Source organism: Pseudomonas sp. TUM22785, from assembly GCF_028198105.1.
GTDB lineage: Bacteria > Pseudomonadota > Gammaproteobacteria > Pseudomonadales > Pseudomonadaceae > Metapseudomonas > Metapseudomonas solani.
In genome coordinates this window covers 2,090,207-2,104,784 of the sequence record NZ_CP116239.1, presented here as the reverse complement: position 1 = coordinate 2,104,784, position 14,578 = coordinate 2,090,207, and the positions used below count along the sequence as shown (strand labels likewise).

Below are 14,578 nucleotides of genomic sequence, written 5' to 3'. Positions count from 1 at the left end.
CCATGACCTCGCCCACCGGCGATCAAGCCTTGACGGGCGCGCTCGGGGACTTGCTGCGCGGCTTGAGCACCGCTTTGGAAAGAGTCTCGTCGGACAAGCCGGTATCGGCGCGCATGCCTGCCGCGAGGAACGGCACCATCAGGCGCATCACCTGCTCGATGGACGTATTCACGCCGAAATCGGTTTCGGCCATCGCGCGCAGCGCCTTGATTCCGGACATGCTGAACGCCGCAGCCCCGAGCATGAAGTGCACCCGCCAGAACAGCTCCAGCGGTGGCACCTTGGGGGCCGACTCATTGACCAGCAGCATGTAGCGGCGGAAGACCTTGCCGTACACCTCTTCGAGGTACTTGCGCAGGTGCCCCTGGCTCTGGCTGAAGGCCAGGCCCAGCAAGCGCATGAAGATGGACAGGTCGTTGCCGCTGCGCGGCTTCACCGCCAGCGCCTGCTCAACCAGCATTTCCAGGAGTTCTTCGAGGGTCGCGCGCGCCTCGGTCTTCGCCTGCCGGCGATCGAGCTCGCGCTCCAGGCTTTGGCAGAAAGGCCCCAGGAAGCGGGAGAACACCGCCTGGATAAGCGCCTTCTTCGAGCCGAAGTGATAGTTCACAGCAGCCAGGTTCACACCTGCCTTGCTGGTGATCAAACGCAACGAAGTCTCGGCGAAGCCTTTCTCCGCGAACAGCTGTTCCGCTGCATCAAGAATGCGTTCGACGGTTTCCGACTGGGCCATGGCTCCTCCGCCTGACAAACACTTGTTTGAAACATACGTTTCAGGCCGCTGGCTTGTCAAGCCGCATACACCATCTTCTGACGCTCCGGTCACGGCTCGCAGGCGACATATTCCCGCAAGACAGCGGGCAAGTCACTAGAGCCCAATGGCCGCCCGGCAGAGGATGCAGAGAACACTTGTTGCCAAGCGATGATCACTGTATATAATTCCAGTCACTGTATAAAAAGACAGAGCGCCGACATGCTGAAACTCACGCCCCGCCAAGCCGAGATCCTCGCCTTCATCAAGCGCTGCATAGAAGACAACGGCTATCCGCCCACCCGCGCGGAGATCGCCCAGGAACTGGGCTTCAAATCGCCCAACGCCGCTGAAGAACACCTCAAGGCGCTGGCCCGCAAGGGCGCCATCGAGATGACCCCCGGCGCCTCGCGAGGCATCCGCATCCCCGGCTTCGAGCCCAGCACCGAGGAAGAAGGCCTGCCCATCATCGGCCGCGTGGCCGCTGGCGCTCCCATCCTCGCCCAACAGAACATCGAGGAATCCTGCCGCATCAACCCGGAGTTCTTCCATCCCCGCGCCGACTATCTGTTGCGCGTACGCGGCATGAGCATGAAGGACATCGGCATCCATGACGGCGACCTGCTGGCCGTGCACACCACGCGTGAAGTTCGCAACGGCCAGATAGTCGTCGCGCGCCTGGATGACGAAGTCACCGTGAAGCGCTTCAAGCGCGAAGGCGACAAGGTCTGGCTGATCGCCGAGAACCCGGATTTCGCACCGATCGAGGTGAACCTGCAGGAGCAGGACCTGGTCATCGAAGGCTTGAGCGTCGGCGTCATCCGCCGCTGATAGGAGGCGTCATGCAGTTCCCGCAATCGTTTGGCCGAACCCAACTGCCGCTATTCCACGACGCCATTGTCGCCAACCCGGCGCCCCTGGCACTGGAGCCGCAATGGGAAGAGGAGCCCGAAGCCTTCAGTGAGCTTTCGCTGAGCGGAGCTGCCGGGCACTGCCGCCACTTGCTCGCCCCCATCCTGCGGGAGCTCAGCCAGGAACAGGATGCCCGCTGGCTGACGCTGATCGGTGCACCCGCCAGCCTGACCCAGGCCTGGCTGCGGGATGCCGGACTGAACCGGGAGCGCATCCTGCTTCTCGACCCAAGGGGAGAACGCAGCGCGCTGGAACTGGCTTGCGAAGCCCTGAGGCTGGGCCGCAGCCATACGGTCGTCAGTTGGCTGCCGCTGAACCGCATCGAAAAGCAGGCGCTCGCACACGCCGCACGCCAGGGTGGCGCGCAAAGCCTGAATATCCGACTGGGATAAGAGACCGTTACCCGTAAACAGGCCATGTAGCCGCAACGGGTTGGTAACACGGGTGAGGAATAATCGGTTTCAGCGGGCGGGAGCCGACAGAGCGCCCCGTCAGTGCAGGACGCGCGGGCCTTCTTCGTTGTCCACTTCGCCTTCAGCCAGGCGGCCGGCCATCTGCACGCCCACATTGAGCATGGCCTTGGCGACTTCCAGGTGATGCCCCTGCAGGAATGCCTTGGCGTCGGAAGAGAAGTCCAGCGTCACCAACGCCTCCTCGTCTTCCGCGCGGCGCAGGATGATGCGGCCGTCGGGCAGCTCGACTATTTCCAGAAAGGACGTTGGCATGGGGTCATCTCTCCACTAAAGGCGGGCATTGTACCAGCCGGCTGACGGGCCACCCTAGCCCATCGATCAACTCAGCACTCCGACAGCGCCTCGCGGAAACGCAATGCCAGGTTTTTCAGGTGTTGCCGCCACTCTTCCAGGGTTGCCCGGGACAGGGCCGGCGGCTCGTCATCGACGCTCACCGCTTCTATCAAAGGCAACGTCGGATCGACCTTGGCCTTCTTCGGCGCCTGGGGCGGCAGGAACAGCGCGCCATAGGCGACCAGCAGCTCGGCAAGCCAGGTTTCCTGTTGCTGGGCCAGTTCCACCAGTTCCGATAGTTCAGGGCTCGGCGCAGCAGTCAGCACCTCAGCAGTGAGCAGCATCTCGGGGCGCGGTGCATTGGCCTCGGACAGGCGGTAGTAGCCCGCGATCTCGTGGCAAAGCCCGAGCAAGGCACCATACAGGTGGAAGAGCGCCGCTTCGCGCTCGGCCTGGACCAGCGCCTGGGCGTTCATCGCCCTGCCCTCTTCCGCCTTGCGCCAGGATTCGAGCGCCAGGCCAGCGAAATAGAGCTTCTGGTTGGTACGGGTATAGAGTTCATGCGCCATGGCGGCCACTCCGTCGCAAAATCGGTTGGCTAGTATGCGCGCCAGGCTACCCCGGCGCGCAACAGTCCATCAGCGCTTGTCTTCGACCTTCCACTTGCCGCCGTCGAAGAAGGCGCGCCAACCGGTAGGCTTGCCGTCCACTTCCGACTGCACGTATTGCTCCTTGGTCTTGCGACTGAAGCGGATCACTGCCGGACGGCCATCCGGGTCCTTGGCAGGCGCGCTGAGCAGGAAGTGGTACTTGGGATCGAGTTCTTCCTTGTGCGGAATCAGCTCGAGCACCAGGGGCGCACGGGTTTCGCGATTCTTGGGGAACTGGCTGGCGGCTAGGAACAGGCCCGAAGCGCCATCGCGCAGCACGTAGGTGTCGTCCACCTTCTCGCACTTGAGCTCCGGCATCTTGATCGGGTCGATCTTCGGCGGTGCAGCCTCGCCGCTCTTCAGCAGCTTGCGGGTGTTCTTGCACGTGGGATTGGTGCAACCGAAGAACTTGCCGAAACGACCGGTCTTCAGCTGCATCTCGCTGCCACACTTGTCGCATTCCAGGCTCGGGCCTTCATAGCCCTTGATGCGGTACTGGCCCTGTTCGATCTCGTAGCCAACGCAATCCGGGTTGTTGCCGCAGATGTGCAGCTTGCGGGTCTCGTCCAGCAGGTAGGCATCCATCGCGGTGCTGCAGATGGGGCAACGGTGCTTGCCAAGCAGTACGCGGGACTCCGACTCACCCTCGTCGTCCGCGGCGATTTCGTCGCCCGGCACCAGGTTGATGGTGGCCTTGCAGCGCTCTTTCGGCGGCAGGCTATAGCCCGAGCAACCAAGGAATACACCTGTGGATGCCGTGCGGATCATCATCGGCCGGCCGCATTCGCGGCAGGCGATATCGGTCGGCGTCGGCTGGTTGGCGCGCATGCCGCTGTCCGCGACCTCGGCCACTTCCAGTTTCTTCTTGAAGTCGCCGTAGAACTCGTCCAGCAGGTTCTTCCAATCGCGCTCGCCCTGGGCGACATCGTCCAGGTTCTCCTCCATGCCGGCGGTGAAGCCGTAGTCCATCAGGTCGGAGAAGCTTTCATTCAGGCGCTCGGTAACGATGTCACCCATCTTCTCGGAATAGAAGCGGCGGTTGTGCACCGTGACGTAGCCGCGGTCCTGGATGGTGGAGATGATCGCCGCATAGGTGGACGGACGACCGATGCCACGCTTTTCCAGCTCCTTGACCAGGCTGGCCTCGGAGAAGCGTGCCGGCGGCTTGGTGAAGTGCTGGCTGGGGTCGAGCTTGATCAGCTTCAGGCCCTCGCCTTCCTTCATGTCCGGCAGCACGTCGTCTTCGCCCGGCTTGCTCTGTTGCGGCAGCACGCGGGTGTAACCGTCGAACTTGAGGATGCGGCCCTTGGCACGCAGCTCGAAATCACCGGCAGCCACGGCAACGGTGGTGGACAGGTATTCGGCCGGCGGCATCTGGCAGGCCACGAACTGGCGCCAGATCAGGTCGTACAGGCGCTCGGCGTCACGCTCCATGCCCGACAGCTGGGTCGGCTTGAGGTTGACGTCGGAAGGACGGATGGCCTCGTGCGCCTCCTGGGCGCCCTCCTTGCTCGAATAGAAGTTCGGCTTGGCCGGCAGGTACTTCTCGCCGAACTCGCCCTCGATGAAGCCGCGCACCATGGTGACGGCGTCGGCGGAGAGGTTGGTCGAGTCGGTACGCATATAGGTGATGTAGCCCGCCTCGTAGAGACGCTGGGCCATCATCATGGTCTTCTTCACCCCGAAGCCCAGGCGGTTGCTCGCGGCCTGCTGCAGGGTGGAGGTGATGAAGGGGGCGGACGGACGGCTCGAGGTCGGCTTGTCCTCGCGCTTCATGACGCTGTAGCTGGAGGACTTGAGCTTCTCCAGCGCGGCCATGGCCTGGGCTTCGTTCAGCGGCTTGAAGGCAGAACCCTTCTCCTTGGCCACTTCGAAGCGCACGTTGGCGCCCTTGGCGGTACCCAGGTCGGCGTGGACTTCCCAGTACTCTTCCGGAACGAAGGCACGGATCTCGCGCTCACGCTCCACGACCAGCTTCACCGCCACCGACTGTACGCGGCCAGCCGACAGGCCGCGGGCGATCTTCTGCCACAGCAGCGGCGAGACCATGTAGCCCACGACGCGATCGAGGAAGCGACGGGCCTGCTGGGCGTTGACACGGTTGATGTCCAGTTCGCCCGGGCGGGAGAAGGCTTCCTGGATGGCCTTCTTGGTGATTTCGTTGAATACCACGCGCTTGTAGCGGCTGTCGTCACCACCGATGGATTCCCGCAGGTGCCAGGCAATGGCCTCCCCTTCGCGGTCCAAGTCGGTTGCGAGATAGATGGTGTCGGCATCCTTGGCCAGGCGGCGCAGTTCCTCGATCACCTTCTCCTTGCCGGGGAGGATCTCGTACTTGGCCTTCCAGCCATGCTCGGGGTCGACGCCCATCCGGGTGAACAGCTGGCGCTTGGCCTTTTCCTTGGGCGACAGTGCGGGAGCCTCGGACGCGGCCGCCTTGCCGCGCTTCACCGGTTCCTTGCTGGCACTGGCCGAACCGCTGGTAGGCAGGTCACGGATATGGCCGATGCTCGACTTCACCACGTACTGGTTGCCCAGGTACTTGTTGATGGTCTTGGCCTTGGCCGGGGATTCCACGATGACCAGCGATTTGCCCATGGATCGGAAATTTCCTGAATTCGATAAATGAAAGGCGGGAGCCGCCTGACGCGGCACCGCTATATATAGTGGCGAACAAGACAAGGTCAAGCTTACCCGCCGCCCCGCGATACCTCAGCGGCGCGGAAAGAGATCTGACTCGGCGGTCACCAATGCGAAGCGGGCGATCTGCTCGCCATTCACCTCGACCGTCTCGGTGAACATCCCCAATGGGCGTACCCAGAGGCCGTATTCGCCATAGAGGGCCTGGTAGACGACCAGCTCCTCCTCGGTCTCGGAGTGCCGTGCCGTGCCGATCACGCGGTACTCCTGGCCTTTGTAGTGACGATAGAGTCCAGGTTGCAGGCTCATGTTCCCCTCCTATCCATCTATAGCCGGCTCGCGAAGGGTGCGCATGGTGCCCACTCGGGCGCCCGCTGGCCAGCCCCTGCTGACGAAATAAGCCTTATAAAAGCAAAAACCGGGGCGCCAGGCCCCGGTCTTTCCCCTCTTCGTACGCTTAGATGCGTTCGAAGACGGTGGTGATGCCCTGGCCGAGGCCCACGCACATGGTGGACACGCCCAGGGTACCGCCGTTCTGCTTCATCACGTTCAGCAGGGTGCCGGAGATACGCGCACCGGAGCAGCCGAACGGGTGACCCAGAGCGATGGCGCCGCCGTGCAGATTGACCTTCTGCTCCATCTTGTCGAGGAGTTTCAGGTCCTTCAGCACCGGCAGGGCCTGAGCAGCAAAGGCTTCGTTGAGTTCAACGAAATCGATGTCGTCCATGGTCAGGCCGGCACGTTTCAGGGCCTTCTGAGTGGACGGCACCGGGCCGTAACCCATGATCGCCGGGTCGACGCCGGCAACCGCCATGGCACGTACCACGGCCATCGGCTGAATGCCGAGGTCCTGGGCGCGCTGGGCACTCATCACGATCATGCAGGACGCGCCGTCGGTGATCTGCGAAGAAGTACCCGCAGTCACGGTGCCGCCTTTCGGGTTGAACGCAGGACGCAGGGCGGCCAGGCTCTCGAGGGTGGTTTCCGGACGGATGGTTTCGTCGAAGTCGAACACCTTCAGGAAGCCGTTCTCGTCGTAGCCTTGCATCGGGATGATTTCATCCTTGAACTTGCCTTCGACGGTGGCTTTGTGCGCCAGGCGGTGAGAACGCTCACCGAAGGCGTCCTGCTGCTCGCGGCTGATGCCGTGCATCTTGCCCAGCATCTCGGCGGTCAGGCCCATCATGCCCGAAGCCTTGGCGGCGTACAGGGACAGGTGCGGGTTCGGATCGACGCCGTGCATCATGCCTACGTGCCCCATGTGCTCCACGCCACCGACCACGAACACGTCGCCGTTGCCGGTCTGGATGGCCTGCACGGCAGTGTGCAGGGCGCTCATGGAGGAACCGCACAGACGGCTGACGGTCTGGCCGGCGCTGGTGTGCGGGATCTGGGTCATCAGCGACGCCATGCGCGCGATGTTCCAGCCCTGTTCCAGGGTCTGGTTTACGCAGCCCCAGATCACGTCTTCCACTTCGGCCGGGTCCAGCTTGGTGTTACGGGCCAGGACGCCGCTGATCAGGTGCGCCGACATGGTCTCGGCACGGGTGTTGCGGTGCATGCCGCCTTTGGAACGACCCATCGGGGTACGGCCGAAGTCGACAATGACTGCATCTCTAGGATTCAGGCTCATATTTCTACTCTCGCTCTGTTCGTTCCGCGATTAACCGAAAAACTTCTGGCCCTTGGCGGCCATTTCACGAAGCTTCGCGGTCGGGTGGTACAGCGCGCCCAGTTCGGCGTACTTGTCGGCCAGGGCAACGAATTCGGCTACACCGACGGAGTCGATGTAACGCAGTGCACCACCACGGAAGGGCGGGAAGCCGATGCCGTAGATCAGGCCCATGTCGGCCTCAGCTGCAGTCTCGACGATGCCGTCTTCCAGGCAACGAACGGTTTCCAGGCACAGCGGGATCATCATGAAGTTGATGATGTCTTCGTCGGTCAGCTCGCGCTGTTCAACGACGATTGACTTCAGCAGCTCGTAGGCTTCCGGATCGGAAACTTTCTTCGGCTTGCCACGCTTGTCGGTCTCGTAGGCGTAGAAGCCCTTGCCGTTCTTCTGGCCCAGGCGATTGGCTTCGTACATCACGTCGACAGCGGTCTTGCCTTCCACGGCCATGCGGTCCGGGAAGCCTTCGGCCATGACGTCACGGCCGTGGTGGCCGGTGTCGATGCCGACTACGTCGGAGAGATAGGCCGGGCCCATGGGCCAGCCGAACTTCTCCATGATCTTGTCGATGCGCACGAAGTCGACGCCGAAGCCCAGCAGCTTGGAGAAGCCGCCGAAGTACGGGAACAGCACGCGGTTGACCAGGAAGCCGGGGCAGTCGTTGACCACGATCGGGTTCTTGCCCATTTTCTTGGCGTAGGCAACGGTGGTGGCCACGGCCACTTCGCTGGACTTCTCGCCACGGATGACTTCGACCAGGGGCATCATGTGCACCGGGTTGAAGAAGTGCATGCCGACGAAGTTCTCGGGGCGCTTCAGCGCCTTGGCCAGCAGGCTGATGGAGATGGTGGAGGTGTTGGAAGCCAGGATGGCGTCCTCACGAACCACGCCTTCCACTTCGGCCAGCACGATCTGCTTGACCTTGGGGTTCTCGACCACTGCTTCGACGACGATGTCGACAGCGCCGAAATCACCGTAGGACATGGTCGGGCGAATGGCGGTCAGGGCCTCAGCCATCTTGGCAGGGGTCATGCGGCCTTTCTCGACGCGCTTGCCGAGCAGCTTGGAGGCCTCGTTCAGACCCATTTGGATACCCTCTTCACGGATATCCTTCATCAGGATCGGAGTGCCTTTGGAAGCCGACTGGTAGGCGATACCGCCGCCCATGATGCCAGCGCCGAGTACGGCAGCCAGTTTCACGTCGCGAGCGACTTCGTCGTACTGCTTGGCTTTCTTCTTCAGTTCCTGGTCATTCAGGAACAGGCCGATCAGGCTGGCCGCGACCGGGGTCTTGGCCAGCTTGACGAAGCCGGCGGCCTCGACTTCCAGCGCCTTGTCACGACCGAAGTTGGCGGCTTTCTGGATGGTCTTGATGGCTTCGACCGGAGCCGGGTAGTTCGGGCCGGCCTGGCCAGCCACGAAACCCTTGGCGGTTTCGAAGGCCATCATCTGCTCGATGGCGTTGAGCTTGATCTTTTCCAGCTTGGGCTGACGCTTGGCCTTGAAGTCCAGCTCGCCGGAGATGGCGCGCTTGACCAGGTCCAGAGCGGCTTCCTGGAGTTTCGCAGGAGCGACGACGGCATCGACGGCACCCACTTTCAGGGCGTCGGCAGCCTTGTTTTCCTTGCCGGAGGCGATCCACTCGATGGCGTTGTCGGTGCCGATCACGCGCGGCAGACGCACGGTGCCGCCGAAGCCCGGGTAGATACCCAGCTTGACTTCCGGCAGGCCGATCTTGGCGGTCTCGCTCATGACGCGGTAGTCACCGGCCAGGCACATTTCCAGGCCGCCACCGAGGGCGATGCCATTGATGGCGACCACGGTCGGAACCTGCAGGTCTTCGAAATCGCTGAAGATCTTGTTGGCTTCGAGGTTGCCTGCCACCAGCTCTTCATCGGGCAACTTGAAGTTGTCGACGAATTCGGTGATGTCCGCACCGACGATGAACACGTCCTTGCCACTGCTGACGATAACGCCCTTGACCGACGCATCGGCCTTGATGGCATCAACCGACTGACGCAGTTCATTCAGGGTTAGACGGTTGAATTTGTTGACGGACTCACCCTTGAGGTCGAACTTCAGTTCGACGATGCCGCCCTCAAGAGCCTTAACCGTGATGGCTTTACCTTCGTAAATCATCAACTGATCTCCACGGTATGGAAGCTGAACAGTACACATCGGAGCCAACCGGCGAACCGGCTCGAGGCATTGCCGTCGAGCTTAGTCCGATTCGGTCCGGCACACCCACCGACGCGATATCGGGTAGTTATTGGACGTTGTCTGTAAGGCAAACGCTCAATTCATACGCCCGTTTGATTTGGGTGCGCACACATTCACGGAAAAGTCCGCTGTTGTCAATTGTGCTTCGTGACCGTACGGCCACGCTCAATCCGCTCTGCCACCAGCCTTTGCGCAGGCCCGGGACCCCTCTGGAAAGCAACATGCGGGATGGTTATGACAAGCCATCAAGCGGGCGACGGGAGGCTCAATAACGTGACCTGCAGCACGCTAGCCAAACGCCAGCGCAGCAGGTTAGAGTCGCCCGATACGGCCGGGACAGGCCGAATAACAAAAACAACTAGATGAAGCCCCTAGAGGCACACGGAGTAGCGACATGACGAGCCGTACGCTTGCCATTCTGCTGGGCACCCTGCTCACCCTTTCCACCTTCGCAATTCCCGCTCAAGCCGCCGACCCCGCAACGAGCCTGCTCAAACTGCACCAGATGCGCCTCGCCGCGCAGAAGAGCCTGGGCGACTTCTATATGTACAACGGCATGGAAGGTGATCAGCGCTATGCGCGGATGATCGACGAGTCCGTCCAGCAGGCCGATGCGCGCCTCAAGGAACTGACCGAGATGCCCGGCGACGGCTCCAAGGCCCTCAGCGCGCAACTCAACCAGCAATGGAAGGATTACTCTGGCGAGCTGACCAATCTCGTCGTGGCGCTCAAGACCAAGGGCTTCACCGACCTTCAGCCCATCGCCGACATGACCGCGCGCAACCAGAAGCTGCTGGCCCTGGCCAAGGAGCTGTACGGAAAGATCCAGCAGGAAAGCGGCGTCAACGTCCCCCCGCTGACCCAGCAAAGCCGCGAGCAAAGCCTGCTTATGCAGACCATCGCCGTTGACTACGCCTCGCGTAGCGCCTCGGTCGGCGCCTCCTTCTTCGGTGGCGGCGAAGGCAAGCCCATCGACGAACTGGCACGCGATTTCGCCGGCCAGCTCAACGCCTTGGAGCAGCAGCCGAAAAACACCCCGGAGATCAAGCAGGCCCTGACCAGCATCGGCACCAAGTGGCGCTACATCGAGAAATCGCTGCAGAACTACAACGAGAACAGCGTGCCCTTCCTGATCAACAAGTACTCCGACAGCATCATCGACGGGCTCGAAGGCGTCTCCGCCCAATACGCCGCCACGCAGCTCTGAAGCGCCCCGCCGTCACCCGGGCCCACTGCGCGGCCCGGCTCACCTCCAGCTCACACCACCGCGCGCAGCACCTCGGCGATGCGCTGCAGGTCCTCGGGCGTGCCTCGCTCGCCCCAGCACAGTGCGATCATCTGCGCATTCGCCTCGATCTTGTAGACATCCGCCGGCAACCCCTGGAATCGTGCCAGCATGGCCGGGTCTTCCAAAGGCTCGCGCCACTGGTTCTGCCACTGCCCAGGCGCCACCTGCCAATAGCACCAGGCACCGGGCGCTCCGCGGGGGCGGGGACGATGGTACTGGGCACAGGAATGAGGCGGCTCCACCGGCAGCCAGTGCGGCCACTCCTGGCGCGACAGCTGCATGGACAACCCCATGCGCCGCGCCTCCATGCGCAGCTCCATGCGGCCGCGCTGCCCTTTGGATGGCAGCAACCAGACCAGGGGGCTGAGCACGGCGAGCAGGAGAAATACCACCAACCAGAGGGTCATAACGTCATCCCATGATGAAAATCATGCCGCCAGGCACCCATGGCGGCCATACTGAGTTCAAGCGCAAACCTTAAGGAGGAGTCACCCATGCCCTATAAGCACATTCTGGTCGCCGTCGATCTCACCGATGAATGCCACCCGGTGGTGCGCCGCGCCCAGGCCCTCGCCCAGGCGACTCAGGCCAGGCTGTCGCTGGTCCACATCGTCGAACCCATGGCCATGGCCTTCGGCGGCGATGTGCCCATGGACCTCTCGATGCTCCAGCAACAACAGTTCGAACAGGCCCGCGAACGCCTGGACGGCTTTGCCGGTCTCTACCCTGAACTGCTCGCCGAGCAGCGCCACCTGGCCTACGGCCAGCCCCGCCAGGAAATCCACCGCCTCGCCGAAGAACAGGGCTGCGACCTGATCGTCGTCGGCAGCCACGGCCGCCACGGCCTCGCCCTGCTCCTGGGCTCCACCGCCAACGACGTGCTCCACGGCGCGCCCTGCGACGTGATTGCCGTACGCCTGAAGAAAACCGACTGAACCAGCAGCCGGCGGAGGCTTCAGAAGAAGCCTTCGTCGGCGCTCATCACCAGCGGGCGGATCTTCTGCAGCTGGGTTTCCAGCGAGTAGGTCATGCTCGAGGCCATGGAGAAGAAGGTCAGGAAGGCCTTCAGGTTCGAATCGCCATCGCACACATCGTGAATGCGCTGCCAGAACGCCTGGTTGACCAGCTGCAGTTGCTGGAACAGACGCACAAGCCCCTTCAGCTCCCAATCCGCATGCCGCCCTTCACGGAAGTTGAAGTACTGCCGCGATAGATACAGGGACACGGCGCGCAGGATGAACTCCTGGTTGCTGGCGAACGGCAGGTGCTGATGGGCCATCGGCTTGAGCCGGCCCAGCACCGGGCAGGCGCTGGTCGCCATGATCACGCCCAGCAGGGCACGCAGCCCCTCTTCCAGCCCCACCTGCTTGGTGTATTCACGCTCCGGCGTGCGCACCAGGAACACCGCCTTCTTGAAGGCCGGCAGCCCGTGGAAGTCCTCGATCACCCGGTGCAGGTCGACCGCTGCCGGGCAATGGCTGAACTTGTCCTTGGACAGCGGGCAGTTGCTGCACTGCTGGAACTCCAGGCGCGTCCACTTCGGCGCGGCGAGCGCGCGCTCCTCGTCGTACTGCCGATCCAGCTCGATGCGATAGCTGAACTCGTGTTCGTCATCCAGGGTGATGCGGTACTCGACAGCCATGGGCTCTCCAGCTCGGTGATTCTTCAGTCGTCCAGTTCGGCCCAGCGCTCCAGCAGGCGATCCAGCTCCTGCTGCTGCTTCTCGAAGCGCTCCAGTACCGTGCGGGTCTGCTCCGCAGGCCGCTGGTAGAACGCCGGGTCGGAAATTTCCTGCTGTACCGCTGCCATCTCCGCTTCCAGGGTCTCGATCTGGCCGGGAAGCGCTTCCAGCTCACGCTGCAATTTGTAGCTGAGTTTCTTCTTCGGCGCCTCGGCCTCGCTCACTGAAGGGGCGGCGGCCACCGGAGCCGGTGCCACGGTCGCGGTGGGCTCGGCCTTGCCGGACTTGGTCTCGCCCACTCCCAGCAGGCGCGGCGAACCGCCCTGGCGCAGCCAGTCCTGGTAGCCACCCACGTACTCACGCACACGGCCTTCGCCTTCGAAGACCAGGGTGCTGGTCACCACGTTATCCAGGAAGGCCCGGTCGTGGCTGACCATCAGTACGGTGCCCGGGAAGTTCAGCAGCACCTCTTCCAGCAGTTCGAGGGTTTCCACGTCCAGGTCGTTGGTCGGTTCGTCCAGCACCAGCAGGTTGGCCGGCTTGCTGAACAGCTTCGCCAGCAGCAAGCGCGCACGCTCGCCGCCCGACAGAGCCTTGACCGGTGTACGCGCACGCTGCGGGCTGAACAGGAAGTCGCCCAGGTAGCTCAGCACATGGCGGTTCTGGCCATCGATGGAGATGAAATCGCGGCCTTCGGAAATGTTGTCGATCACCGTCTTCTCGGGCTCGAGCTGGTGACGCAACTGATCGAAATAGGCCACTTCCAGCTTGGTGCCCACCTCGATCGTGCCGCTGGTCGGCTCCAGGTCGCCCAGCAGCAGCTTGAGCAGGGTGGTCTTGCCGGTGCCGTTGGCGCCCAGCAGGCCGATACGGTCGGAACGCTGCAACACCAGGGAGAAATCGCGGATCAGCGGCGCGCCGCCCGGATGGGCGAAGCCCACGTTCTCGGCGACCATCACCTGCTTGCCCGACTTGTCGGCGGTCTCCAGCTGGATATTGGCCTTGCCCTGACGCTCGCGGCGCTCGGCACGCTCGCTGCGCATCGCTTTCAGTGCACGTACACGCCCCTCGTTACGGGTACGACGGGCCTTGATGCCCTGGCGGATCCACACTTCCTCCTGGGCCAGGCGCTTGTCGAACAGCGCGTTGGCGGTCTCTTCCGCCGCCAGTTGCTGCTCCTTGTGCATCAGGAAGCTGGCGTAGTCGCCGTTCCAGTCGATCAGGTGGCCACGGTCCAGCTCGAGGATGCGCGTCGCCAGGTTCTGCAGGAAGGAACGGTCGTGGGTGATGAACAGCACGGCGCCGCCAAAGCCCATGAGCGCTTCTTCCAGCCAGGCGATGGCACCGATATCCAGGTGGTTGGTCGGCTCGTCCAGCAGCAGCAGGTCGGGCTCGGAAACCAGCGCCTGGGCCAGCAGCACGCGGCGACGCCAGCCACCGGACAGCTCGGCCAGGGTCTTGTCGGCCGGCAGCTGCAGGCGGCTCAGGGTGCTGTCCACCAGTTGCTGCAGGCGCCAGCCATCCTTCGCCTCAAGCTCCTGCTGCACGTGCATCAGCTTGTTCAGGTCTTCGTCGTTATGAATGTTCTGGCTGAGGTGGTGGTACTCGGCCAGCAGCGCGCCGACGCCAGCCAGCCCTTCGGCGACCACGTCGAACACCGTGCGATCGTCGGCACGCGGCAGTTCCTGCGGCAGCTCGCCGATCTTCAGGCCCGGGGCGCGCCAGATCTCGCCGTCATCGCCATGCTGGTCGCCCTTCACCAGGCGCAGCATGCTCGACTTGCCGGTGCCGTTGCGGCCGATGATGCACACCCGCTCACCACGGGCTATCTGCCATGACACCTTGTCCAGCAGCGGCATGGCGCCATAGGCAAGGGATACATCGCTGAACTTGAGCAGGGTCATGGGCGCCTCCGAAAACAGGGGGCGCATTCTACCCGGTTTGCGCCTTGGCATATCCTCCATTTTTTCATCATGTTTCCTCCACCGCATCCGATTTCACCCAGGCCAGGCAACAGGCTA

General features: G+C 62.9%; 14 protein-coding genes. 4 read left to right on the top strand and 10 right to left on the bottom strand.

Going from position 1 to position 14,578, the window contains the following annotated elements; all coding sequences use genetic code 11:
* Positions 1-22 precede the first annotated feature (22 nt).
* Positions 23-730: a TetR/AcrR family transcriptional regulator gene (locus PI990_RS09835; RefSeq protein ID WP_021219535.1), complete on the bottom strand. Its 708-nt coding sequence runs from the start codon at positions 728-730 to the stop codon at positions 23-25.
* 240 nt (positions 731-970) lie between these two features.
* Here PI990_RS09835 and lexA point away from each other — a divergent pair, with 240 nt between their 5' ends.
* Both lexA and sulA read left to right on the top strand, forming a co-directional pair.
* Positions 971-1,579 (top strand): transcriptional repressor LexA, encoded by a 609-nt coding sequence (lexA, locus tag PI990_RS09830; RefSeq protein WP_031287703.1) that lies wholly within the window; start codon positions 971-973, stop codon positions 1,577-1,579.
* Between the two features lie 11 nt (positions 1,580-1,590).
* Positions 1,591-2,052, top strand: coding sequence for an SOS-induced cell division inhibitor SulA (gene sulA / locus PI990_RS09825; protein WP_271660494.1), 462 nt, complete (start codon positions 1,591-1,593; stop codon positions 2,050-2,052).
* 99 nt (positions 2,053-2,151) lie between these two features.
* Here the strand turns inward: sulA and PI990_RS09820 are convergent, their stop codons facing one another.
* The 6 genes from PI990_RS09820 to fadB form a co-directional block, all read right to left on the bottom strand.
* Complete coding sequence (locus tag PI990_RS09820; RefSeq protein WP_271660493.1) at positions 2,152-2,385, bottom strand: hypothetical protein; 234 nt, start codon at positions 2,383-2,385, stop codon at positions 2,152-2,154.
* 71 nt (positions 2,386-2,456) lie between these two features.
* Positions 2,457-2,975 (bottom strand): DUF6586 family protein, encoded by a 519-nt coding sequence (locus PI990_RS09815; protein WP_271660492.1) that lies wholly within the window; start codon positions 2,973-2,975, stop codon positions 2,457-2,459.
* A 69-nt stretch (positions 2,976-3,044) separates the two neighbouring features.
* A complete protein-coding gene (gene topA, locus PI990_RS09810; RefSeq protein ID WP_271660491.1) occupies positions 3,045-5,654 on the bottom strand; it encodes a type I DNA topoisomerase in 2,610 nt (869 codons plus the stop codon).
* Between the two features lie 114 nt (positions 5,655-5,768).
* A complete protein-coding gene (locus PI990_RS09805) occupies positions 5,769-6,005 on the bottom strand; it encodes a DUF1653 domain-containing protein (protein WP_021219540.1) in 237 nt (78 codons plus the stop codon).
* 148 nt (positions 6,006-6,153) lie between these two features.
* Positions 6,154-7,329, bottom strand: coding sequence for an acetyl-CoA C-acyltransferase FadA (gene fadA / locus PI990_RS09800; protein ID WP_184489225.1), 1,176 nt, complete (start codon positions 7,327-7,329; stop codon positions 6,154-6,156).
* 30 nt (positions 7,330-7,359) lie between these two features.
* Positions 7,360-9,507: a fatty acid oxidation complex subunit alpha FadB gene (gene fadB / locus PI990_RS09795; RefSeq protein ID WP_021219542.1), complete on the bottom strand. Its 2,148-nt coding sequence runs from the start codon at positions 9,505-9,507 to the stop codon at positions 7,360-7,362.
* A gap of 475 nt (positions 9,508-9,982) precedes the next feature.
* Here fadB and PI990_RS09790 point away from each other — a divergent pair, with 475 nt between their 5' ends.
* Positions 9,983-10,795, top strand: coding sequence for a hypothetical protein (locus PI990_RS09790; protein ID WP_021219543.1), 813 nt, complete (start codon positions 9,983-9,985; stop codon positions 10,793-10,795).
* Between the two features lie 50 nt (positions 10,796-10,845).
* Here PI990_RS09790 and PI990_RS09785 read toward each other — a convergent pair whose 3' ends face one another.
* Complete coding sequence (locus PI990_RS09785; RefSeq protein ID WP_021219544.1) at positions 10,846-11,283, bottom strand: hypothetical protein; 438 nt, start codon at positions 11,281-11,283, stop codon at positions 10,846-10,848.
* 87 nt (positions 11,284-11,370) lie between these two features.
* Between PI990_RS09785 and PI990_RS09780 the strand changes: the two genes are divergently transcribed.
* A complete protein-coding gene (locus tag PI990_RS09780; protein ID WP_021219545.1) occupies positions 11,371-11,811 on the top strand; it encodes a universal stress protein in 441 nt (146 codons plus the stop codon).
* A 20-nt stretch (positions 11,812-11,831) separates the two neighbouring features.
* Here PI990_RS09780 and PI990_RS09775 read toward each other — a convergent pair whose 3' ends face one another.
* Positions 11,832-12,518 carry a DUF6901 family protein gene (locus tag PI990_RS09775; RefSeq protein WP_021219546.1) on the bottom strand — a complete coding sequence of 229 codons (687 nt, stop codon included), beginning with the start codon at positions 12,516-12,518 and terminating at the stop codon, positions 11,832-11,834.
* 23 nt (positions 12,519-12,541) lie between these two features.
* Positions 12,542-14,461 (bottom strand): ATP-binding cassette domain-containing protein, encoded by a 1,920-nt coding sequence (locus PI990_RS09770; protein WP_271660490.1) that lies wholly within the window; start codon positions 14,459-14,461, stop codon positions 12,542-12,544.
* Between the last annotated feature and the right edge of the window lie 117 nt (positions 14,462-14,578).

What these genes read in the sequence shown, in the direction of transcription:
- PI990_RS09835 (WP_021219535.1), bottom strand. Translation starts at nt 730, where the DNA reads ATGGCCCAGTCGGAAACCGTCGAACGCATTCTTGATGCAGCGGAACAG.
- lexA (WP_031287703.1), top strand. Translation starts at nt 971, where the DNA reads ATGCTGAAACTCACGCCCCGCCAAGCCGAGATCCTCGCCTTCATCAAG.
- sulA (WP_271660494.1), top strand. Translation starts at nt 1,591, where the DNA reads ATGCAGTTCCCGCAATCGTTTGGCCGAACCCAACTGCCGCTATTCCAC.
- PI990_RS09820 (WP_271660493.1), bottom strand. Translation starts at nt 2,385, where the DNA reads ATGCCAACGTCCTTTCTGGAAATAGTCGAGCTGCCCGACGGCCGCATC.
- PI990_RS09815 (WP_271660492.1), bottom strand. Translation starts at nt 2,975, where the DNA reads ATGGCGCATGAACTCTATACCCGTACCAACCAGAAGCTCTATTTCGCT.
- topA (WP_271660491.1), bottom strand. Translation starts at nt 5,654, where the DNA reads ATGGGCAAATCGCTGGTCATCGTGGAATCCCCGGCCAAGGCCAAGACC.
- PI990_RS09805 (WP_021219540.1), bottom strand. Translation starts at nt 6,005, where the DNA reads ATGAGCCTGCAACCTGGACTCTATCGTCACTACAAAGGCCAGGAGTAC.
- fadA (WP_184489225.1), bottom strand. Translation starts at nt 7,329, where the DNA reads ATGAGCCTGAATCCTAGAGATGCAGTCATTGTCGACTTCGGCCGTACC.
- fadB (WP_021219542.1), bottom strand. Translation starts at nt 9,507, where the DNA reads ATGATTTACGAAGGTAAAGCCATCACGGTTAAGGCTCTTGAGGGCGGC.
- PI990_RS09790 (WP_021219543.1), top strand. Translation starts at nt 9,983, where the DNA reads ATGACGAGCCGTACGCTTGCCATTCTGCTGGGCACCCTGCTCACCCTT.
- PI990_RS09785 (WP_021219544.1), bottom strand. Translation starts at nt 11,283, where the DNA reads ATGACCCTCTGGTTGGTGGTATTTCTCCTGCTCGCCGTGCTCAGCCCC.
- PI990_RS09780 (WP_021219545.1), top strand. Translation starts at nt 11,371, where the DNA reads ATGCCCTATAAGCACATTCTGGTCGCCGTCGATCTCACCGATGAATGC.
- PI990_RS09775 (WP_021219546.1), bottom strand. Translation starts at nt 12,518, where the DNA reads ATGGCTGTCGAGTACCGCATCACCCTGGATGACGAACACGAGTTCAGC.
- PI990_RS09770 (WP_271660490.1), bottom strand. Translation starts at nt 14,461, where the DNA reads ATGACCCTGCTCAAGTTCAGCGATGTATCCCTTGCCTATGGCGCCATG.